General features: G+C 33.9%; 18 protein-coding genes and 1 riboswitch. Of the genes, 14 read left to right on the forward strand and 4 right to left on the reverse strand.

Annotated features, from left to right (window positions below):
- The first annotated feature begins 396 nt into the window (after nt 1-396).
- The 11 genes from ACFFVB_RS10015 (at nt 397) to azu (ending at nt 10,445) form a co-directional block, all read left to right on the forward strand.
- A complete protein-coding gene (locus tag ACFFVB_RS10015; protein WP_382382580.1) occupies nt 397-1,011 on the forward strand; it encodes a GNAT family N-acetyltransferase in 615 nt (204 codons plus the stop codon).
- A gap of 66 nt (nt 1,012-1,077) precedes the next feature.
- Nucleotides 1,078-1,650 (forward strand): GNAT family N-acetyltransferase, encoded by a 573-nt coding sequence (locus ACFFVB_RS10020; RefSeq protein WP_382382581.1) that lies wholly within the window; start codon nt 1,078-1,080, stop codon nt 1,648-1,650.
- A gap of 32 nt (nt 1,651-1,682) precedes the next feature.
- The gene (locus ACFFVB_RS10025; RefSeq protein WP_382382583.1) at nt 1,683-2,864 is read left to right on the forward strand and encodes an argininosuccinate synthase; all 1,182 of its coding nucleotides are present in this window, start codon (nt 1,683-1,685) and stop codon (nt 2,862-2,864) included.
- Nucleotides 2,861-3,838, forward strand: coding sequence for an N-acetyl-gamma-glutamyl-phosphate reductase (gene argC / locus ACFFVB_RS10030; RefSeq protein ID WP_382382584.1), 978 nt, complete (start codon nt 2,861-2,863; stop codon nt 3,836-3,838). Before ACFFVB_RS10025 ends, argC begins: the two co-directional genes overlap by 4 nt.
- 12 nt (nt 3,839-3,850) lie before the next feature.
- Entirely contained in the window at nt 3,851-4,651 is an 801-nt protein-coding gene (gene proC / locus ACFFVB_RS10035; protein WP_382382585.1) for a pyrroline-5-carboxylate reductase, read from the forward strand.
- The gene (locus ACFFVB_RS10040) at nt 4,648-5,775 is read left to right on the forward strand and encodes an aspartate aminotransferase family protein (protein ID WP_382382586.1); all 1,128 of its coding nucleotides are present in this window, start codon (nt 4,648-4,650) and stop codon (nt 5,773-5,775) included. The genes proC and ACFFVB_RS10040 overlap by 4 nt, the downstream gene beginning before the upstream one ends.
- 1 nt (nt 5,776) lies before the next feature.
- Nucleotides 5,777-6,712 (forward strand): Rossmann-fold NAD(P)-binding domain-containing protein, encoded by a 936-nt coding sequence (locus ACFFVB_RS10045; protein WP_382382588.1) that lies wholly within the window; start codon nt 5,777-5,779, stop codon nt 6,710-6,712.
- A 1-nt stretch (nt 6,713) separates the two neighbouring features.
- Nucleotides 6,714-7,490 (forward strand): acetylglutamate kinase, encoded by a 777-nt coding sequence (gene argB, locus ACFFVB_RS10050; RefSeq protein ID WP_382382589.1) that lies wholly within the window; start codon nt 6,714-6,716, stop codon nt 7,488-7,490.
- The gene (locus ACFFVB_RS10055; RefSeq protein WP_382382591.1) at nt 7,490-8,554 is read left to right on the forward strand and encodes a M20 family metallo-hydrolase; all 1,065 of its coding nucleotides are present in this window, start codon (nt 7,490-7,492) and stop codon (nt 8,552-8,554) included. Before argB ends, ACFFVB_RS10055 begins: the two co-directional genes overlap by 1 nt.
- 51 nt (nt 8,555-8,605) lie before the next feature.
- The gene (gene argH / locus ACFFVB_RS10060; RefSeq protein ID WP_382382592.1) at nt 8,606-9,883 is read left to right on the forward strand and encodes an argininosuccinate lyase; all 1,278 of its coding nucleotides are present in this window, start codon (nt 8,606-8,608) and stop codon (nt 9,881-9,883) included.
- A 22-nt stretch (nt 9,884-9,905) separates the two neighbouring features.
- The gene (azu, locus tag ACFFVB_RS10065) at nt 9,906-10,445 is read left to right on the forward strand and encodes an azurin (RefSeq protein ID WP_382382593.1); all 540 of its coding nucleotides are present in this window, start codon (nt 9,906-9,908) and stop codon (nt 10,443-10,445) included.
- Nucleotides 10,446-10,527: 82 nt separating this feature from the next.
- Here the strand turns inward: azu and leuB are convergent, their stop codons facing one another.
- From leuB to ACFFVB_RS10085, 4 genes are all read right to left on the reverse strand, one after another.
- Nucleotides 10,528-11,646, reverse strand: coding sequence for a 3-isopropylmalate dehydrogenase (gene leuB / locus ACFFVB_RS10070; protein ID WP_382382594.1), 1,119 nt, complete (start codon nt 11,644-11,646; stop codon nt 10,528-10,530).
- 62 nt (nt 11,647-11,708) lie between these two features.
- Complete coding sequence (gene leuD / locus ACFFVB_RS10075) at nt 11,709-12,293, reverse strand: 3-isopropylmalate dehydratase small subunit (protein ID WP_382382596.1); 585 nt, start codon at nt 12,291-12,293, stop codon at nt 11,709-11,711.
- Nucleotides 12,294-13,676, reverse strand: coding sequence for a 3-isopropylmalate dehydratase large subunit (gene leuC / locus ACFFVB_RS10080; RefSeq protein ID WP_382382597.1), 1,383 nt, complete (start codon nt 13,674-13,676; stop codon nt 12,294-12,296). It abuts the gene before it with no gap.
- A gap of 56 nt (nt 13,677-13,732) precedes the next feature.
- The gene (locus ACFFVB_RS10085) at nt 13,733-14,908 is read right to left on the reverse strand and encodes a 2-isopropylmalate synthase (RefSeq protein ID WP_382382599.1); all 1,176 of its coding nucleotides are present in this window, start codon (nt 14,906-14,908) and stop codon (nt 13,733-13,735) included.
- Between the two features lie 146 nt (nt 14,909-15,054).
- Here ACFFVB_RS10085 and ACFFVB_RS10090 point away from each other — a divergent pair, with 146 nt between their 5' ends.
- The 3 genes from ACFFVB_RS10090 (at nt 15,055) to thrA (ending at nt 21,680) form a co-directional block, all read left to right on the forward strand.
- Nucleotides 15,055-16,611, forward strand: coding sequence for a hypothetical protein (locus ACFFVB_RS10090; protein WP_382382787.1), 1,557 nt, complete (start codon nt 15,055-15,057; stop codon nt 16,609-16,611).
- 85 nt (nt 16,612-16,696) lie between these two features.
- A riboswitch (SAM riboswitch) is annotated at nt 16,697-16,820 on the forward strand.
- 122 nt (nt 16,821-16,942) lie between these two features.
- The gene (locus ACFFVB_RS10095; RefSeq protein ID WP_382382600.1) at nt 16,943-18,226 is read left to right on the forward strand and encodes an O-acetylhomoserine aminocarboxypropyltransferase/cysteine synthase family protein; all 1,284 of its coding nucleotides are present in this window, start codon (nt 16,943-16,945) and stop codon (nt 18,224-18,226) included.
- Nucleotides 18,227-18,278: 52 nt separating this feature from the next.
- Nucleotides 18,279-21,680: a bifunctional aspartate kinase/homoserine dehydrogenase I gene (gene thrA / locus ACFFVB_RS10100; RefSeq protein ID WP_382382601.1), complete on the forward strand. Its 3,402-nt coding sequence runs from the start codon at nt 18,279-18,281 to the stop codon at nt 21,678-21,680.
- The last annotated feature ends 4 nt before the right edge of the window (nt 21,681-21,684 follow it).

The following is a 21,684-nucleotide window of genomic DNA, read 5'->3' on the forward strand; positions in this document are numbered from 1 at the left end:
AAATAAAAGTGTCTAAAAGCAAGATTATCAATAATTTTCGATGAGAAACGTATAATTGTTGTTGCTCATTTCAAATTAAAATTATAGATTTACAATATGGAAAATTTAAAAAATAACATACGTTACGTATTACGCAGGTTGCCCGCAAGTGCACCGCGCCGCCGCTTTTAATCTTCAATTAAAGCAAATTTTTTACGTAATTTTAATTTTTTCATAGTGTCCAAATTTTTTATCATAGTAAATTTAAACAAAGTTAATATTTCAATTAACAGGATTCCTATGCGCCGTATTTTTGTCCGTCGCCCTTAGGGGTATTTTATAATTTTATTGAACTAAGGTGAGTCCGGTTCAGCTATCGAAAAAAATAAATTACAGACATTCAATACACGTTTAAAAATGGAAATTGTTATTGCCGACAAGTCGCATATTGTTTATGCAGAAATTATTTGTGAAACCATAGCGGATTCTGCTAGAGTAAGAGGAACCGGTATTGCAAAAAGAACGCCTGAGTACGTTATACAAAGAATTATAAACGGAAACGCTGTTATCGCTTTAGAAAACGGAAAATTTGCTGGTTTTTGCTATATCGAAGCCTGGGGACACGGTAAATTTGTTGCCAATTCCGGTTTAATTGTTCATCCTGATTATAGAAACAGAGGATTAGCAAAAGATATTAAACATGAGATTTTTGAGCATTCTAGGAAAAAATTTCCAAAAGCAAAAGTGTTTAGTATTACTACGGGATTACCTGTAATGAAAATGAATTCCGATTTAGGTTACAAACCTGTAACATTTTCAGAGTTAACAGACGATCAAACATTTTGGGACGGGTGTCAAACCTGTAAGAATTATGATGTTTTACAACGTACAGAACAAAAAATGTGTTTATGTACAGGAATGTTGTACGATCCAGATAAGCAACCTCCAAAAGATCAAAAGGAAGTAAAATCAAAAGTATTTCAACGTTTAAAAAGTATTAAGGAGCATTTGCTTCTTAAAAAAATAAAATAAATAATACGGGTTTAGTTATCGTAAACAAAATCGAATTTGACAAAAAAAGCAGTCGTTAAAAATAAAATGAATACACGCGTTGATACAATTATTGGAATTGATCAAATCATTCAGCAAGCTGAAACTTTTTGTGAGGAAGAAGGTATAGAACTAAAATTGGTCTATAGGCTTTCTAATAAATCTTTGGAAATTATTTCAGAGCGGTCGAGAGCACTTCCTACTTTGTATTTTGTAAGTGTAGAAATGCTGAAGAAACGTGTTGAAAACGGATGCTTCATACTAACAAAAGATAATAATATTTGCGGACACATTTTTGTTCACGAACATCAAGTTAAAGAACATTTAGTGTACGAAAGATCATCCTTGTGGGTCGATAACGATTATAGACAATTCAATCTTGGTTTGTTGCTAATGGCTCGATTAACCGAGTATTTTAGCGAAACGTTCTTAATTTCAGTAGCACAAACAACTAAAGTTCATTATTACAACGAATTATTAGGCATGACTCACGTAACTTTATCAAAAATGTCTGTTGTATTGGTTGAAGAGCTTGAGAAATTAGGGAAATTGCGAGACGAATTAAATTTTAGATATTATGTAAATGACTGTTTTGCAAAAGAAATAGGTCAAATCAAATAAAGGAGTAATTAAGTTATATAAAATATAGTAAAATGAAAAAATTAGTAATAGCATACAGTGGAGGTTTAGATACATCATACTGTGCAGTAAGTTTATCAAAAGAGTACGATGTTCATGCAGTAAGCGTAAACACCGGCGGTTTTACTAAAGAAGAAATTAGCCATATAGAAAGTAACGCTTATAAAATGGGCGTATCTACTTATAAAAATATTGATGCAGTTGCTACATTTTACCAAAAGGTAGTAAAGTATTTAATTTTCGGAAATGTGTTGAAAAACAATTCATATCCGTTATCTGTAAGTGCAGAGCGTATTATTCAAGCTATTGAAATTGTAGAATATGCAAAAAGCATCGATGCAAAATATATCGCTCACGGTAGTACAGGAGCAGGAAACGACCAAGTGCGTTTCGATATGATTTTTCAAATCCTAGCGCCAGGAATTGAAATTATTACACCTATTAGAGATCAGAAATTAGCAAGACAAACAGAAATCGATTATTTGGTTGCAAATGGTATCGATATGAACTGGGCAAAAGCCAAATATTCAGTTAACAAAGGTCTTTGGGGAACTAGTGTAGGTGGAGAAGAAACATTAACTTCAGAAAAACCTTTACCTAGTGAAGCGTATCCGTCTCAATTAGAAAAAACAGATGAGCAAAAAGTAACGTTAACGTTCAAAAAAGGTGAATTTGTTGCTTTTAACGGAACAGAAGCAACTCCAGAAAAAAATATTGAAGCTTTAAATGATGTGGCTTCTAAATATGCTATCGGAAGAGATATTCATGTTGGAGATACTATTGTTGGAATTAAAGGACGTGTTGGTTTTGAAGCTGCAGCTGCTTTAATTACAGTAAAAGCACACCATTTATTAGAAAAGCACACACTTACAAAATGGCAAATGCAACATAAAGATTACTTATCTAGTTTCTATGGTATGCATTTACACGAAGGTCAGTTTTTAGATCCGGTAATGCGAGATATGGAAGCTTTTTTAACAAGCAGCCAAGAAAATGTAACAGGAGATGTTGTTGTAACGCTTAAGCCTTACCATTTCTCTTTAGATGGAATTTCGTCTAAACACGATTTAATGAATTCTACGTTTGCAAGTTATGGTGAAGAAAATAAAGGGTGGACAGCAGATGATGCTAAAGGATTTATAAAAATACTTGGAAATCAAAATAAGATTTATCAACTCGTAAATAACAAATCATGATACAAGCCGGAATTGTAGGAGGAGCAGGATATACTGCAGGAGAACTGATTAGAATATTAATGTATCATCCACAGGTAAATATCGATTTTATCTACAGTACTTCTAATGCCGGGAATCTGGTAAGTAAAGTGCACCAAGATTTAATTGGATCGACAGATTTAAAATTTACAGATGCGATTAATGCAGATGTAGATGTGTTATTTTTGTGTTTAGGCCATGGGAATTCTACAGCATTTTTAGAAAAAAATAGTTTTTCCGAATCCACTAAAATTATTGATTTAAGTAATGATTTTAGATTAGAAGCAGATGCTAATTTTAATGGTATGGAATTCGTTTACGGACTTCCAGAACTAAATAAAGAGGCTATTATTAATGCAAATTATTTAGCAAATCCAGGATGTTTTGCAACGGCTATTCAATTAGCGTTATTGCCATTAGCATCAGATGGGAAATTTAAAGATGATGTTCATATTAATGCTGTAACAGGAGCAACAGGAGCCGGGACGTCATTATCTGCGACCACACATTTTACGTGGAGAGATAATAACTTTTCGTATTACAAGCCTTTTACGCACCAGCATTTAGGAGAAATTAATCAGTCGGTAAAGCAATTACAAAATGATTTTAATTCTGAAATCATTTTTATGCCAAATCGTGGTGATTTTTCACGCGGAATTTTTGCTACGGCTTACACTAAGTATGATGGTACTTTAGAAGACGCAAAAGCATTGTATAAATCATTTTATAAGGACGCTAAATTTACAGTGGTTTCAGATGAGGATATTCATTTAAAACAAGTGGTAAACACTAATAAATGTATCCTTCATTTACATAAACATAATGACAAGTTGTTGGTAACAAGTGTTATCGATAATTTATTAAAAGGCGCTTCAGGACAAGCGGTTCAGAATATGAATTTAATGTTCGGATTTGAAGAAACCGAAGGGGTTCAATTAAAAGCTACTTACTTCTAAAACGATAACCATATGAAAATTGCTATAATCGGAACTGGGAATTTAGGGCATTCTATCGCAAAAGGTTTAATTATCGACAATGCGTTTACTACCCTTTATTTAACCAAAAGAAATTTAGAATCATTAGAAGAATTTAATGGTTACACAAATGTGACTATTACTAGTGATAATATTGAAGCGACAAAAAAATCGGACATTTTAATATTTGCAGTACAACCTGCACATTTTGAAAAAGTATTGGCTGAAATTGAACCGTATTTAACAGAAAAGCACGTGTTAATCTCTACAGTTACAGGATTCTCAATTCCTAAAATGGAATCAATTGTTGGTGAAAATCAATTTGTAATTCGTGCGATGCCAAATACTGCCATTGCAGTTGGTAAATCGATGACATGTATTTGTAGTAATATTCAGGGTGCAAAACGTATTAAGATTTCGCAGGCTATTTTCAATCGTTTAGGGCATACCTTAATTATTCCAGAAAGTCAGATGCAAGCAGCAACGGTTATTTGTGCTAGTGGTGTTGCGTTTTGGATGCGATTAATCCGTGCCACTACACAAGCTGCAATTCAATTAGGTTTCGATGCCGAAGAAGCACAAGAATTATCGATGTATACTTGCGAAGGAGCAGCTAGTTTACTAATCCAAACAGGGAATCATCCAGAAGAAGAAATCGATAAGGTTACAACGCCTAAAGGATGTACTATTGAAGGGTTAAACGAAATGGAACACAAAGGTTTAAGTTCGTCTTTAATTCAAGGAATGGTAGCGTCTTACAATAAAATTAGCAACATTAAAAAAGAACAAATATGAGTTTGTTTCCAGTATATCCGCTTTACGATATTACCCCAGTAAAAGCGAAAGACGTTTTTGTTTACGACGACAAAAATGTAGAGTATTTAGATTTATACGGTGGTCATGCTGTAATTTCAATAGGACATGCGCACCCAACATATGTAGATCGTTTAACACGTCAGTTAAAAGAGATTGCTTTTTATAGTAATGCCATTCAGAATCCTTTACAGGAACAATTAGCTGAAGAATTAGCCGATTTTTCAGGATGTAAAGACTATCAGTTATTTTTATGTAATTCAGGAGCAGAAGCTAATGAAAACGCATTAAAATTAGCTTCTTTTCATAATGAAAAATCTAAAATCATTGCCTTTAAGAACGGATTCCACGGAAGAACTTCTGCCGCTGTTGCAGCGACCGATAATCCTAAAATTGTGGCGCCATTAAACGCGCAACAAGATGTTGAGTTCTTTGAACTTGGTGATTTATCAGGTGTAGAACAAGCGTTGAAGAACAACGATGTTTGTGCTGTAATTATAGAATTTATCCAAGGTGTTGGAGGTTTAGACGAAAGTACAACTGAATTCTACCAAGGACTTGAAAAATTATGTAAAACGTATAATGCATGTTTTATTGCCGACGAAGTACAGTCTGGGTTTGGTAGAACAGGAGATTTCTTCGCGTTTCAAAAACATAATATTACGCCAGATATCATTTCAATGGCAAAAGGTATGGGGAATGGTTTTCCGATTGGAGGTATTTTAATTCATCCAGATATTAAAGGCCGATTCGGATTATTAGGAACTACTTTTGGAGGAAATCATTTGGCTTGTGCGGCTTCAATTGCTGTTTTAGATGTGCTTAAAGCTGAAAATTTACTAGCGCACACTAAAGAAATTTCAGAATACTTTATTGAAAAAGCAAACCAAATACCACAATTAAAAACAATTAAAGGTCGTGGTTTAATGTTAGGATTAGAATTCGATTTTCCGATTTCTGATCTTAGAAAAAACCTTATTTTCGACCATCATATATTTACTGGAAGTGCCAAAAATCCTAATTTATTAAGAATACTTCCACCATTAACGATTCAGAAGAAACATTTAGATGTCTTCTTTGAAGCATTAAAAACAGAATTAGCTTAGCATGAAAAAATACACGCAAATATCAGATATTTCAAATCTTTCAGAAACTATAAAAGAAGCGATTCTTTTAAAAATGAATCCTTTCGAACATAAACATTTAGGTAAAAATAAAACCTTAGTGATGTTGTTTTTTAATTCGAGTTTACGGACCCGGCTAAGTACAGAAAAAGCGGCGAAAAATTTGGGAATGGAAGTGATGAGTCTGAATGTAAACGATGCGTGGAATTTAGAGTTTGAAGATGGTACGGTTATGAATGCTGGAACTTCCGAACATGTAAAAGAAGCAGCTGCCGTTATTTCTCAATATGCAGATATGATTGCTGTACGTGCTTTTCCAAGCCTAATCGATAGAGATAAAGATTATGCTGAAATGGTAATTAATAGCTTCGAAAAATACGCCACTGTGCCTATTGTAAATATGGAAAGTGCTACGGCACATCCGTTACAAGCGTTAGCAGATGCGATTACGATTTCAGAATTATCAGAAAAAGCACGTCCAAAAGTGGTAATATCTTGGGCGCCGCACCCCAAAGCGTTACCGCAAGCTGTGCCGAATTCGTTTGTAGAAATGATGATAAAAATGGATGTCGATTTAACCATTACACATCCAGAAGGTTACGAGCTAAACCCTGAAATCACGAAAGACACACCAATTAATCATAATCAAGAAGAAGCTTTAAAAGATGCCGATTTTGTATATGCTAAAAACTGGAGTAGTTATTCTGACTATGGAAAAATTTTGAGTAATGACCCGAATTGGATGATTACAAAAGAAAAATTGGGACATGCTAAATTTATGCACTGTTTGCCAGTAAGAAGAAATGTAATTGTTGAAGATGCTGTTCTAGATAGTGACCAATCTATTGTGATGCAGGAAGCTAATAATAGAACATACGCGGCTCAAATTGTGATGAAAGGAATTTTAGAAAACCTATAATATGAAAACATTAAAAGTTGTAAAAATAGGTGGCAATATTATTGATGATGATATCGCTTTAGCTGATTTTTTAAAAGGTTTTGCTGCAATTGACGGTCCGAAAATATTAGTACACGGTGGAGGGAAATTAGCGACTAAAATGGCTAAATCTATGAATATCGAAGTGCAAATGGTAGACGGAAGACGTATTACCGATGCAGATACTTTAGATATTATTACGATGGTTTATGGCGGAAAAATCAACAAGAATATTATTGCGCAATTACAAGCTAATAAATGTAATAGCGTTGGGTTTACGGGTGCAGATGGAAATGTAATTGTTTCAGAAAAACGCCCAGTAAAAACTATAGATTACGGATTTGTAGGCGATGTAAAACAAGTGAATACAAAAGTGCCTAAAGTGCTTTTAGAAAACGATATTACCCCCGTATTTTGTGCGATAACACATAACGAAAACGGACAGTTATTAAATACAAATGCGGATACTGTAACTTCCGAATTGGCAATCGCTTTTGCAGATTTATATCAGGTAGAACTTTATTATTGCTTCGAGAAAGATGGGGTTTTATTAGATGTAAATGATTCCAGTTCAGTAATTGAAGATATCAATACGTCGAATTATGCCACTTTAAAAGCAGATGGTGTAATCACAGACGGGATGCTCCCCAAACTAGATAATTGTTTTTATGCCATTTCTAATCACGTGAGTAAAGTGTGTTTAGGAAAACCAGAAATGCTATTTAATCAGAACACAAAACATACAACCATTCAAGCCTAATGACAACGCAACAATTAACCGAGGAAGCGATATTATTGCTTAAAAACCTGATAGAAACCCAATCTTTTTCTTCGGAAGAAGATAAAACAGCAGAGCTTATCGAAGCTTGGTTTATTCAAAAGGAGATTCCGTTTACACGAACTAAAAACAACGTATGGGCTACGAATAAAGATTTCACAGAAGGCAAACCAACGCTACTTTTAAACTCGCATCACGATACGGTAAAGCCTAATACGGCATATACAAAAGACCCGCTTAAAGCGATAGTAGAAGATGGTAAATTATATGGTTTAGGAAGTAATGATGCAGGCGGATGTTTAGTGTCCTTAATTGCAACATTCACCTATTTTTATAATAAACCAAATTTAAAATACAATTTGGTCATAGTCGCTTCTGCCGAAGAAGAGAGTAGTGGTCCAAATGGATTAAATAGTATGTTATCTATTATTCCTAAAATAGATGTTGCTATTGTAGGAGAACCGACTTTAATGAATTTGGCAGTTGCAGAAAAGGGCCTTGTGGTTTTCGATGCAAAGGTTAAAGGAACGCCAAGTCATGCCGCACATCCGAATAACGATAATGCTATTTATAACACCATTGAGGTGCTTAATTGGTTCAAGGATTATAAGTTCGAGAGATCTTCTGAAGCTTTAGGTGATGTTAAAATGACGGTATCCCAAATTCAAGCAGGAAAACAGCATAATGCGATTCCGGCTGAGGTTGATTTGGTGATAGATGTACGTGTGAACGATAAATATACCAATGCAGAAATCAATGATATTTTAGTGAATGAATCGCCTTGTACAGAAATTAAAGCAAGAAGTTTACGATTAAATTCGTCTTCAATTCCTAAAGATCACGAATTGGTAAAAGCAGGTGTCGAAATCGGTCGTACAATGTACGGATCACCAACCTTATCCGATCAAGCTGTGTTAACCTGTTCGTCTTTAAAATTAGGACCTGGTGACAGTACGAGATCGCATTCTGCAGATGAGTTTATTTACTTGAATGAAATTGAAGAAGGTGTTGCAATTTATATTCAATTATTAGAAAAAATACTTTAATTATTTAAGAGAGGCGTTAGACTTCAATCTAAAATATAAAAACATATAGTTATGAAACTTTGGGACAAAGGTCTTACAATCGATAAAAAAATAGAGCAATTTACGGTTGGTAACGATAGAGAAATAGATATACATATTGCTAAATACGACGTGATTGCTTCTAAGGCACACGCCATAATGCTAGAAAGTATAAACATTATTACTGCTGAAGAATTAAAACAATTACTTGGCGGATTAGATGTTTTAGAAGCTCAGATTGAAGATGGGACATTTGTTATCGAAGAAGATTTTGAAGATGTACATTCTAAAATAGAATTCGAATTAACAAAAACTTTAGGCGATGTAGGGAAGAAAATACATACAGCACGTTCTAGAAACGATCAAGTTTTAGTAGCGCTTCAATTGTATTTTAAAGAAGAATTAAAAGTAATTCAGGATAAAACAAAAACGTTTTTTGATACGCTTATTGGGTTAGCCGAAACTCATAAAGGTTCGTTATTACCTGGTTATACGCATTTACAAGTAGCCATGCCATCGTCTTTCGGGATTTGGTTTTCTGCTTATGCAGAGTTGTTGATTGATGATGTTTATATGCTACAAGCTGCACAGAAAGTAGCCGATCAGAATCCGTTAGGTTCTGCTGCAGGATACGGTAGTTCTTTTCCAATAGATCGTGAATTAACGACTAAAGAAATGGGGTTCTCAACCTTGAAATATAATGTGGTTGCGGCACAAATGAGTCGTGGGAAAAGCGAACGTACCATTGCAGCTTCATTAGGAAGTTTGGCGAATACATTATCGCGTTTTGCAATGGACATATGTCTTTATAACAGTCAGAATTTCGGATTTATAGCCTTTCCAGACGAGTTAACTACGGGAAGTAGTATTATGCCACACAAGAAGAATCCAGATGTTTTTGAATTGATTCGTGGAAAATGTAATAAAATCCAAGCGCTTCAAACAGAGATGGTCTTAATTACGAATAATTTGCCTAGTGGATACCATCGTGATTATCAGTTGTTAAAAGAGAATATGATTCAAGCTTTAGAAGACATGAAGAATATCTTAGATATTTTTAATTTCTCTATAGCACAAGTTAAAGTGAAGGATATCGATTTACACGACGAGAAATATAAGTTCTTATTTACCGTAGATAATATTAATACTTTAGTGGTAGAAGGGATGTCTTTTAGAGATGCTTATAAAAAAATTGGGGGAGAAGTTGAGGCAGGAACTTATGTGCCAGACGATTCCAAAAAACATACCCATTTAGGAAGCATTCATAATTTGGGATTAGCTGAAATTAGTCGTAAATTTCCTAAACTTTAAAACAAACTTTAAAAACAAAACTATGAAATATCTAAAATTAACGGTATTGATGTTAAGTTCTGCATTCTTAATGAATTGTGGAGGAAAAGATGAAAAGAAAAAAAGCTTTTCTTACGACACAGAGACAGAAGCACCTGCAGCAAAATCTGAAACACCCGTAGCAGCAGATACTGCCACAGCAACTGATGGAGTTGTAGAAGTTATGCTTCATGGAGATGATAAAATGACTTTTAATTTAAAAGAAATTAAGGTTAAAAAAGGTCAGAAGGTGAAATTAACTTTGATGCACACTGGTAAAATGCCTAAGAATGTAATGGGACATAATTTCGTGCTTCTTAATAAAGGCGTAGAATTAGCTACTTTTGCATCTAAAGCAGCTTCTGCAGGAGATCATGATTATGTGCCAGAAGGTTCTGAAGATGTTATTGTTTACACTAAATTACTTGGTGGTGGAGAATCTGATGTTATTGAGTTTGATGCTCCTGAAGCTGGAACTTACGATTTCTTATGTAGTTTCCCTGGACATTACGCTTTAATGAAAGGTAAATTTATTGTTGAGTAAATTCAGAATAAAATAGAGAAAAATTAAAAAAGCGTCTTAGTAATTAAACTAAGACGCTTTTGCTTTATATAAAATACTGTAATTATATTATGGTAGATTGTCCTAAGTGAATATTCGAAAAATTATGATTTGAATCTTTAGGATTACTAATAAAATCAGCAATAAAATCACCTACTTTAGAGGTTGTTATATTGTCGTATTTTGTATTTAAATCTGGTGTTGTAATATGAAGTGCTAACGATTTATCGACAGCAGTTCTAATTAAATCAGCTTCGTCGTTTAAATCGAAATGATCTAATAACATCGCTGCAGATAAAATTGAAGCAATAGGATTTGCAATCCCTTTGTTTGTTGCTTGAGGGTAAGACCCGTGAATAGGCTCGAACATCGCATATTTGTCTCCTACAGAAGCAGAAGCTAATAATCCGATAGATCCGCCAATAACACTTGCTTCGTCACTAATAATATCTCCAAACATGTTTTCAGTTAAAATAACATCAAATTGTTTCGGATTTAAAATCATTTGCATAGCAGCGTTATCTACAAATAAGAAATCTAATTCTATATCCTTATAGTTTGTAGCTACCTCTTTAACCACTTTACGCCATAAACGAGACGTTTCTAAAACGTTTGCCTTATCTATTAAGGTTAATTTTTTTCTACGTGATTGCGCGGCTTTAAATGCTAAATGCGCTACGCGTTCAATTTCTATACGAGAATATTCGCATAAATCTGAAGCTGTATCTCCATCTGCACTTGTTTCTTTTTTTCCGAAGTAAATACCTCCAGTAAGTTCACGATATATGCTAATATCTGTTCCTTTAATAATGTCCTTTTTTAAAGGCGATTTACTTAAAAGTGTATCGTAAGCTTTAACAGGTCTAATGTTAGCATATAAACCTAAAGATTTTCTTAAAGCAAGTAAACCTTGCTCTGGGCGTACTTTTGCAGAAGGATCGTTATCGTATTTAGGATCTCCAATTGCACCAAATAATATAGCATCGCTATTTTTACACTGTTCTAAAGTTGCTTCAGGTAAGGGATTTCCGGTTTCATCTATAGCAATAGCTCCGACAGGAGCGTATTTAAAACTAAAAGAATGATCGAATTCTAATGCAATGGCTTTAAGGACTTTTATGGATTGTGCAGTGACTTCTGGTCCAATTCCGTCTCCTGCTAATACTGCTATGTTTAGTTTCATAAGAATTATTTTTTAGTTTGCTACTATAGCACAACTAATTGATAATGGTTAGAAGTTAATTGTTAGGCCTTAGTTTCGAAGGCTAAAATATCTTCTTTTTTACTTAATAAATAATCGATGTCGTCGTAACCATTTAAAAGACAGGTTTTCTTATAAGGATCGATTTCAAAAGTCTCCGTTAAATTAGTGTCTTTAATAGCAATGGTTTGAGCTTCTAAATTTACACTAATTATTGTTTCCGGGTCTGTAGTTATATGATTAAATAATTCTTTTAAGAATTGAGGAGTAACTTGCACAGGAAGAATCCCATTGTTAAGAGCGTTTCCTTTAAATATATCTGCAAAGAAACTAGATACAACTACTTTAAATCCGTAATCGCCTATAGCCCAAGCAGCATGTTCACGACTTGAACCACAACCAAAATTATCTCCGGCTACTAAAATGCTTCCTAAATAAGTTGTGTCGTTTAAAGGGAAATCCTCGTTTAAATCTCCATTTTTATTAAATCTCCAATCTCTAAATACATTGTCTCCAAAACCTTCTCTGTCTGTTGCTTTTAAGAAACGTGCAGGAATTATTTGATCTGTATCTATATTTTCTATGTCTAATGGAATGGCTCTAGACTGAAATGTTGTAAACTTTTCCATTTAGTTTAATTGTTTTGTAATGTCAATAATTTTTCCTTCAACCGCAGTAGCTGCAGCCACTAAAGGACTTGCTAAAATTGTTCTAGAACCTTGTCCTTGTCTACCTTCAAAATTTCTATTAGAAGTAGATACACAATATTCATTTTGCGGAATTTTGTCGTCGTTCATAGCTAAACAAGCAGAACAACCGGGCTGACGAAGTTCGAAACCTGCATCTGTAAAGATGTCTTTTAGGCCTTCTTCAATAATTTGCGTTTCCACCAATTTACTTCCCGGTACTAACCATGCTGTTACATTTGGTGCTTTTTGTTTGCCTTTAATATATTCGGCAGCTACTCTAAAATCTTCAATTCTAGAGTTGGTACAGCTACCAATAAAGACAAAATTAATTGGTTTGTTTATAAGAGATTCGCCTTTTTTGAAATCCATATATTTCAATGATTTTTCAAAAGAAGCGTCGTTAAGTGTAGGAATGTTTTCTGTCACTTTTATCCCCATACCCGGGTTTGTACCATATGTTAACATAGGTGCGATATCTTCGGCGTCGAAGACATATTCTTTATCGAAAGCTGCGCCTTCATCTGTAGGTAATGTTTTCCAATACGCTACTTTATTTTTAAAATCTTCACCTTTTGGTGCAAACTCACGACCTTCAACATAGTCAAAAGTTGTTTGGTCAGGTGCGATCATACCACCACGAGCACCCATTTCAATACTCATATTACAAACCGTCATACGGCCTTCCATACTCATGTTTTCAAAAACGTCTCCAGCATATTCACAGAAATATCCTGTACCTGCATTTGTTCCTAATTTTGCAATTATATATAGAATAACATCTTTAGGAAGTACGCCTTTCTTTAATTTTCCATTTACAGAAACACGTAAACTTTTAGGTTTCGTTAAAAGTAAACATTGACTAGCAAAAACCTGAGCAACCTGACTCGTACCGATTCCAAAAGCAATTGTTCCAAATGCACCATGTGTAGAGGTATGACTATCTCCACATACGATTGTCATCCCAGGTTGTGTGATACCTAATTCGGGAGACATAACATGCACTATTCCATTGTATTTGTGACCTAATTCAAAAAGTGTGATTCCGTTTTCGGTACAGTTTTTTGACAGCTGCTCAAGCTGATGTCTAGATAATTTATCTTGTATTGGTAAATGTTGATTCGTTGTTGGCGTGTTGTGATCTGCTGTAGCCACAATTTGGTTGGGTCTAAATACAGGAATATCTCTGTCTTTTAACTCGTTAAAAGCTTGTGGGCTTGTTACTTCATGTATTAAATGTTTGTCGATATACAATATTTGTGGTCCGTTTTCTATAGCGTCTACCACATGTGCATCCCAAACTTTATCGAATAATGTCTTTTTCATTTTTTAAGTTTATGCTATTTTATACAAAGATAAAAATAGACTTTTAGCTTCGTATTTTAAGCTGAAATAATTTGATTATAAATACTACTAGTTTCAATGATTTGATGAATATCAGAATCGTCTACTTCTTTTTTGATATCGGCGAAATCTAAAAAATTAGCATACACGACATCTAACTGTAATTTTGTTAATTCGTAACCTACTTTTTTAGCTCTGTAAGCTAATGCCGCTCTACCACTTCTTGCTGTTAAAACAATAGCAGATTCTGTAACGCCAACATCTTTAGGGTCTATAATTTCGTAAGTTTCACGATTTTTAATCACACCATCTTGGTGAATTCCAGAACTGTGAGCAAATGCATTCGCACCAACAATTGCTTTGTTTGGTTGCGTGTAAATCCCCATATGTTCCGATACCATTTGGCTCGTACTATATAGTAAAGAGGTGTTTATGTTTGTGTCTAAATTTAATGTTGGATGTTGTTTTAAAATCATAACAACTTCTTCTAAAGCTGTATTTCCAGCACGTTCACCAATACCATTAATAGTACATTCTATTTGTCTAGCACCGTTAATTACACCTTCAATAGAATTTGCTGTAGCTAATCCTAAATCGTTATGGCAGTGGCAAGATAAAATAGCTTTTTCTATCCCTCTAACGTTTTCTTTTAAGTATTTTATTTTTGCACCATATTCATTAGGTAAACAGTAACCTGTAGTATCAGGAATGTTTAAAACAGTTGCACCTGCAGCAATTACAGCTTCGCAAACTCGAGCTAAATAATCGTTATCTGTACGTCCTGCATCTTCTGCATAAAATTCTACGTCTTCAGTAAATGTTTTTGCATATCGAACAGCTCTTACAGCACGTTCGATAATGGCATCGCGATTAGAATTGAATTTAAATTTTATATGAGAATCAGATGTTCCAATTCCTGTGTGAATTCTAGGTTTTTTGGCGTAACGTAATGCTTCACCAGCAACTTTAATATCATTTTCTACAGATCGTGTAAGACCACAAACTGTTGCATTCTTTACGATTTTTGAAATGGCTTCAACCGAAGCAAAATCTCCAGGACTTGACACAGGAAAACCCGCTTCAATAACGTCAACTCCTAGTAGATCAAGTCTTTCAGCAATTATTAATTTTTGCTCTTTGTTTAACTTGCAACCTGGGACTTGTTCGCCATCGCGTAACGTTGTGTCAAATATTTGAATGTTAGAATGTGACATATATCTAGTTTAATTTCTTATTGTTCTACGAATTTATATTATACTTTTGTTAAACAATACTTCATAATTGTGCTTTTACGATGTTTAAACGTGTTTAAATGTATTCATTTAACTGTAAATCAGCACATTATAACACTTATTATTTGATGATAAAAGACCAAAAAGATAATTTATTTTTACTTGTAAAGTCATTAACCAAGTCTGAAAAACGACAGTTTAAACTTTATGTAGGGCGGTTGGGTGTAAATAATGATTCTAAGTTTTTGAACTTATTTAACATCCTTGACAAATTATCGGTTTACGATGAAGATTTTATTTTAAAGAATGGCGATGTAAAAAAGCAACAATTGGCTAATGTTAAGGCACACTTGTACAAGCAGATTTTAATTAGTTTAAAATTAAACCCTTCGCATCAAAATATAAGATCTCAAATTCGTGAGCAATTAGATTTTGCATCCATTTTATATCATAAAGGATTATATAAACAGAGTTTAAAGATTCTTGATAAGTCGAAAGAACTGGCCATTCAAAATGAAGAAAAAAATCTAGCTTTTGAAATTGTTGAATTCGAAAAATTAATCGAATCTCAATACATTACAAGAAGTATTGGAGGCCGTGCAGACGAGCTTACTATTCAAGCAAAAGAACTAAGTGCATTAAACGTGGTGGCTAGTAAATTATCTAATTTATCACTGCAGTTATATGGTCTTTATCTAAAAACAGGTTCTGTCAGAAATAAACAGGAGGGCGAATTGGTTGCCACTTATTTCTATAAAAGATTACCAAAATATGATATTAAAGATTTAGGGTTTCGAGAAAAGTTATGGTTGTATAATGCCTATTTGTGGTATAGTTTTTTAACTCAAGATTTTAAGAATTGTTATAAATACGCTTCTAAGTGGGTGGATTTGTTTTATGAAAATCCAACGATGATTAACTTAAACCCTGTCTTTTTTTTAAAAGGGAAAAACTATCTTTTGGAAGCCTTATTTTTTATTAGAAGTAGAAATAAGTATGAAGATGCATTGTTACGTTTAGAAAAAACACTGAATGATAAAACCTTTTTAAAGGATGAAAATGTTGAAGCTTTGGCGTTTTTATATTTAAACATACATAAAGTGAATTTGCATTTTATTGATGGTTCTTTCGAAGATGGTTTAGAATTAATTCCTAAAATTGAATTGGGCTTAAAGAAATATTCTAATAGAATAGACGAGCATCACGCGATGATTTTCTATTACAAATTTGCAAGTTTATATTTCGGAGCTGGAGAAAATAAAAAATGCATCGTCTATTTAGATAAAATTATTTCGAATAAAAGTTTATCGATGCGAGAGGATTTATTATGCTTCTCAAGAGTGTTAAATTTGGTCGCGCATTACGAGGCGGGCTTAGATTATCATATTGATGCCTTATTAAAAAGCACGTATAAATTCTTAATTAAGATGAATGACTTGCACGAAGTGCAAAAAGAAATGATAAAGTTTATAAAAGGCCTTCAAGATGTTTATCCGCAGGATATTAAAAAGGCATTTATTAAGTTAAGAGATACGCTAAAAACGTATGAAGATCATCCGTTCGAAAAGCGTGCATTTTTGTATTTAGATATTATTTCTTGGTTAGAAAGCAAGATTGAAAATAGACCTGTAGGGCAAATTATAAAAGATAAATATTTGGCTAAAAATAAAGGTCTGAAAAGATAATTTCATAAAAATGTTCTAAATAATTTGGAAAATCAACTTTTCTAACTGAATATTGTGCACTCACAAAGTTCAATAACTTATTGAAATGTTATCAAGAAAGGTGGAGGGATTAGACCCGCTGAAACCTTAGCAACCCTTTAACTTATAAAGAAGGTGCTAAATTCTACTTAAAAACCGATTCATTTATCGGTGATTTGGATAGATAACTAAACGAAATTACTTTCAGGGTAATTTGTATTAATTTCTTTTTAACATTTTTCTATTAAGTACGCCTCGTAAAAGGGTGCATTTGACTTTTAGTTTTAATTTATTAACTCAAAAAGAAAGAAAAATGAGTACACAAAAATTCGCAACAAAAGCGTTGCATGCAGGACACGATGTTACAAAAAATGGCGGAACACGAGCAGTGCCAATTTATCAAACGTCATCGTATGTTTTTAACAATTCAGATCACGCAGCAAATGTATTTGCATTAACAGAACCTGGTTACATTTACACGAGATTAAACAATCCTACAAACGATATTTTAGAACAGCGTTTGGCAGCGATTGAAGGTGGATTAGCAGCAGTGGTTACTGCTTCAGGAACTGCAGCCATTTCAACAACTTTACTTACACTTTTAAGAACTGGCGATCATATTGTGGCGTCTAGTAGTTTGTATGGTGGGACGTATAATTTATTAGCAGTTACATTGCCAAGACACGGCATTACAACCACTTTTGTAGATCCTTCAGATGCTGAAAACTTTCAAGCTGCAGTTCAAGATAATACAAGAGCGGTGTTTATTGAATCTTTAGGGAATCCGAAATTAGATGTTTTAGATATCGAAGCCATTGCTAAAGTCTCTAAAGCAAACGATATTCCATTAATTGTAGATAATACGGTGGCTTCACCAGCATTATTAAATCCAATTCAATACGGTGCAAATCTTGTCATTCATTCTCTTACAAAATACATTAACGGAAACGGAACGAGTTTAGGTGGTGTTATCGTAGATGCTGGAACATTTAATTGGGCAAACGGAAAGTTTCCTGAATTTACAGAGCCTTCTGCAGGATATCACGGATTAATTTATAGTGAAGTTTTAAAAGAAGCCGCATTTATAGCCAAGGTTAGAATTGAAGGGTTACGTGATTATGGTAGTGCTTTAAGTCCGTTTAATGCTTTTCAAATCATTCAAGGTTTAGAAACCTTAGAATTACGTATTAAAAAGCATAGTGAAAACGCACTGGCATTAGCAAAATGGTTAGAAACGCAGGAGGAAGTTGCTTGGGTAAATTATCCTGGATTAGAAAGTAGTGCTTATAAAACTCTAGCCGATAAATACCTTCCTAAAGGACAAAGTGGAATGGTTACTTTTGGACATAAAGGCGGTTTTGCTGCTGCAAAAATAATTGCCGATAATACACAGATATTTTCTCTTTTAGCAAATATAGGAGATACTAAATCTTTAATTATTCACCCATCAAGTACAACGCATCAACAGTTAGACGAAGCGGCTCAAGCGGCTTCAGGAGTAACGAAAGATTTAGTGCGTTTGTCTGTTGGTATAGAGGATTTAGAAGATTTAAAATCTGACTTAACACAAGCCTTCGAAGCTGTTAAAAACGCCTAACAGTTTCTTCCCATTTAAGCCCTTTTAATTACTAGCTTTTATATATTGCGACATGAAAAATTTACAATTTATTTCTTTAGATTCTTATAAAACCATTAGTGGTGTAGAGTTGCCAATTAAACTTTCTTACGAAGTGTTTGGACAACCGTTGCACGAAGCACCAATTGTTTTAGTAAATCACGCCTTAACAGGTAACAGTAATGTTGCTGGTGAAGGCGGTTGGTGGACCGATCTTATAGGTGATAATAAAATTATAGATACTAAGAAATTTACTGTTATATCTTTTAATATTCCAGGGAATGGATATGACGGATTTGTAATAGAAAATTATAAAGATTTCGTAGCTCGCGATATGGCAAATATCTTTTTAAAAGGGCTTAAAATATTAAAAATTGAGTCTGTTTTTGCTATGATTGGTGGCTCTCTAGGAGGAGGGATTGCGTGGGAAATGGCTGTTATTCATCCAAATTTAGCAGAACATTTAATTTTAGTTGCAACCGATTGGAAATCGACCGATTGGCTAATCGCTAATTGTCAAATTCAAGAACAATTTTTAACTAATTCTAATAATCCTGTTCACGATGCGCGTATGCACGCGATGTTATGCTACAGAACGCCAAAATCGTTTAAAGAACGTTTTCATAGAAGTAAAAATGAAGATTTAGAAATTTTTAATGTCGAGAGTTGGTTGCTGCATCATGGAAATAAATTACAGGAACGTTTTCAACTTTCAGCATATCGCTTAATGAACCAATTATTACGTACGATTGATGTGACAAAAGGGCGATCTGAAGATGCAAATATATTAGATGTTATCAAATCTAATATTGCGATTGTTGGAGTAGATTCTGATTTGTTTTTTACTGCTGAAGAAAATCGCGAAACACAAAAGAAATTAGCGCTTACGCATCCAAATGTCACGTATAATGAAATTCATTCTGACCATGGTCATGATGCCTTTTTAATCGAATTTGAACAACTAGAAACTATAGTTGAGGGTATCTTTAAGCCGGAATTGAAGAACAAACGCATGAAAGTTCTGAAGTTTGGAGGGAAATCTCTAGCGAACGGAGAAGGATTGGAAACTGTTCTTAATATTATTGAAAATAAAGTTAAGAACGACGAAAAGATAGCAGTTGTGCTTTCTGCGAGAGGATTTTCAACAGACCAGTTAGAAATCATTTTAGACAAAGCGAAAAACGACGAGTCTTACAAAAAAGATTTGGAAGCGTTTAAAGCATATCAAATAGAACCTTATCCGGGAATTGATTTTTCAGAAGAATTTTCAGTGCTAGATAAAGTGTTTGGAGGTGTAAAATTATTAGGAGATTATAGTAAGAAAATTAAAGATGAAGTTTTAGCACAAGGTGAATTATTGTCGGTTAAATTGGTGGCAGAATTACTTAAGGTCCGTGGTGTAAAAGCCCATGCTACAGATTCTAGATTACTTATTAAAACAGACGATAGTTTTGGTAATGCACAACCAAATACTAAAGTGTCTAAAGAAAATGTTTTAAAACATTTTAAAAAATATAATGGAGATACGGTAAATATAGTAACAGGATTTATCGCTTCTAATAAAGATAATAAAACGACGACTTTAGGTCGAAACGGGAGTAATTATTCAGCAGCACTTTTAGCTAATTTCTTAGATGCGGAAGAATTACAAAATTATACACACGTAAACGGTATTTATACAGCGAATCCAGATCTGGTTCCAGATGCTAAAAAGATTGAAGAATTATCGTTCGCAGAAGCAAACGAATTAGCCAATTTTGGAGCAACGGTTTTACATGCCAAAACGATTATTCCGTTATTAGAAAAGAACATTTCACTTCGTATTCTAAATACATTTAATAGTGGTGATCAAGGAACTTTAATTACTGCAAAAACAGCTTCTAAAGGGATTCGTTCATTATCTGTTTTAGATAATGTGGCTTTAATTAATTTAGAAGGTCGTGGACTATTAGGAAAAGTTGGAGTCGATGCCCGTGTTTTTAAAACCTTAAGTGCAAACGATATTAGCGTGAGTATCATCTCGCAAGGATCTTCGGAACGTGGTTTAGGATTGGTTGTCGATGCCAATAAAGCATCGCAAGCGGTGATTGCTTTGGAGCGCGAATTCGAAACCGATTTCTATATGCAAGATGTAAATAGAATTGGAATTATAGACGATGTTGCTGTAATTTCAATTGTAGGTCAGGATTTAAGCACATTCCATAAACCGTTTAACGCATTAATAAAAAATCAGATTGTTCCGTTACTTTTCAATAATACAATAACAGGTGAAAATGTAAGTTTGGTGGTTAGAAAAACTCAACTTCATAAAGCCTTAAATGTCATTCATGGAGAGATTTTCGGAATTTCTAAAAAAATAAACTTGGCCATTTTTGGTCATGGATTAGTTGGCGGAACTTTAATCGATCAGATTATTGCTTCAGCTAGCGATATTGAAAAACGTAAAGGCATTAAGTTGAATATTTTTGCAATTGCGAATTCAAGACAAGCACTGTTCAACAAAAAAGGAATCGATTCTAATTGGAGAGATACACTTCAAGAAAAAGGAAAGGATTATACGTTCGAGAGTTTAGTAGAGTATACTAAAAAACATCATTTAGAAAATTTAATTGCTATAGATAACACGGCAAGTGCAGCGTTTGTCTCAAATTATATTCCGTTGGTAGAACAGGGGTTTGACCTTGTTTCATCCAACAAAATAGCGAATACCATAGATTTTAAATTCTATAGTGAATTACGTCAAGTGCTTGCTAAAAATCAGAAAAATTATCTTTACGAAACGAATGTTGGTGCAGGTTTACCGTTGATTGATACGATAAAACTCTTGCATTTATCTGGAGAAAACATCACTAAAATTAGAGGTGTGTTTTCAGGCTCGTTAAGTTATTTGTTCAATAATTATTCACTTAAAAACGAACCGTTTTCTAAAGTGTTACAAGAGGCGGTAGATAAAGGGTTTACAGAGCCTGATCCAAGAGAAGACTTATGTGGGAACGATGTTGCTAGAAAATTATTAATTTTGGCAAGAGAGCTCGATTTACATAATGAAATTTCGGATGTAGATATTCAGAATTTAATTCCTGAAGATTTAAGAGCTGTAGATGCAGCAACGTTTTTAAAGTCGTTTACAGAAATGGACGATTTATATCAAAGCATGAAAGATGAACAAAAACCTGGTCATGTTTTACGATATATAGGTGATTTACATGGTGATTTAGCCGATGAAAAAGGCGCTAAGTTAGAAGTGAAATTAGTATCGGTGCCAGAAAGTTCACCTTTAGGATCTTTAAAAGGATCTGATTCAATATTCGAAATTTACACGGAGTCTTATGGCGATCAGCCTGTAGTAATTCAGGGGGCAGGAGCAGGTGCTGCAGTTACCGCTCGTGGTGTATTTGGAGACATTTTAAGATTAACAGAAAAAAACACGTATTAGTATT

Source organism: Formosa undariae, assembly GCF_042427615.1.
GTDB classification, from domain to species: domain Bacteria; phylum Bacteroidota; class Bacteroidia; order Flavobacteriales; family Flavobacteriaceae; genus Formosa; species Formosa undariae.

Coding starts and splice junctions, on each gene's coding strand:
- ACFFVB_RS10015 (WP_382382580.1), top strand. CDS start 397: ATGGAAATTGTTATTGCCGACAAGTCGCATATTGTTTATGCAGAAATT.
- ACFFVB_RS10020 (WP_382382581.1), top strand. CDS start 1,078: ATGAATACACGCGTTGATACAATTATTGGAATTGATCAAATCATTCAG.
- ACFFVB_RS10025 (WP_382382583.1), top strand. CDS start 1,683: ATGAAAAAATTAGTAATAGCATACAGTGGAGGTTTAGATACATCATAC.
- argC (WP_382382584.1), top strand. CDS start 2,861: ATGATACAAGCCGGAATTGTAGGAGGAGCAGGATATACTGCAGGAGAA.
- proC (WP_382382585.1), top strand. CDS start 3,851: ATGAAAATTGCTATAATCGGAACTGGGAATTTAGGGCATTCTATCGCA.
- ACFFVB_RS10040 (WP_382382586.1), top strand. CDS start 4,648: ATGAGTTTGTTTCCAGTATATCCGCTTTACGATATTACCCCAGTAAAA.
- ACFFVB_RS10045 (WP_382382588.1), top strand. CDS start 5,777: ATGAAAAAATACACGCAAATATCAGATATTTCAAATCTTTCAGAAACT.
- argB (WP_382382589.1), top strand. CDS start 6,714: ATGAAAACATTAAAAGTTGTAAAAATAGGTGGCAATATTATTGATGAT.
- ACFFVB_RS10055 (WP_382382591.1), top strand. CDS start 7,490: ATGACAACGCAACAATTAACCGAGGAAGCGATATTATTGCTTAAAAAC.
- argH (WP_382382592.1), top strand. CDS start 8,606: ATGAAACTTTGGGACAAAGGTCTTACAATCGATAAAAAAATAGAGCAA.
- azu (WP_382382593.1), top strand. CDS start 9,906: ATGAAATATCTAAAATTAACGGTATTGATGTTAAGTTCTGCATTCTTA.
- leuB (WP_382382594.1), bottom strand. CDS start 11,646: ATGAAACTAAACATAGCAGTATTAGCAGGAGACGGAATTGGACCAGAA.
- leuD (WP_382382596.1), bottom strand. CDS start 12,293: ATGGAAAAGTTTACAACATTTCAGTCTAGAGCCATTCCATTAGACATA.
- leuC (WP_382382597.1), bottom strand. CDS start 13,676: ATGAAAAAGACATTATTCGATAAAGTTTGGGATGCACATGTGGTAGAC.
- ACFFVB_RS10085 (WP_382382599.1), bottom strand. CDS start 14,908: ATGTCACATTCTAACATTCAAATATTTGACACAACGTTACGCGATGGC.
- ACFFVB_RS10090 (WP_382382787.1), top strand. CDS start 15,055: ATGATAAAAGACCAAAAAGATAATTTATTTTTACTTGTAAAGTCATTA.
- ACFFVB_RS10095 (WP_382382600.1), top strand. CDS start 16,943: ATGAGTACACAAAAATTCGCAACAAAAGCGTTGCATGCAGGACACGAT.
- thrA (WP_382382601.1), top strand. CDS start 18,279: ATGAAAAATTTACAATTTATTTCTTTAGATTCTTATAAAACCATTAGT.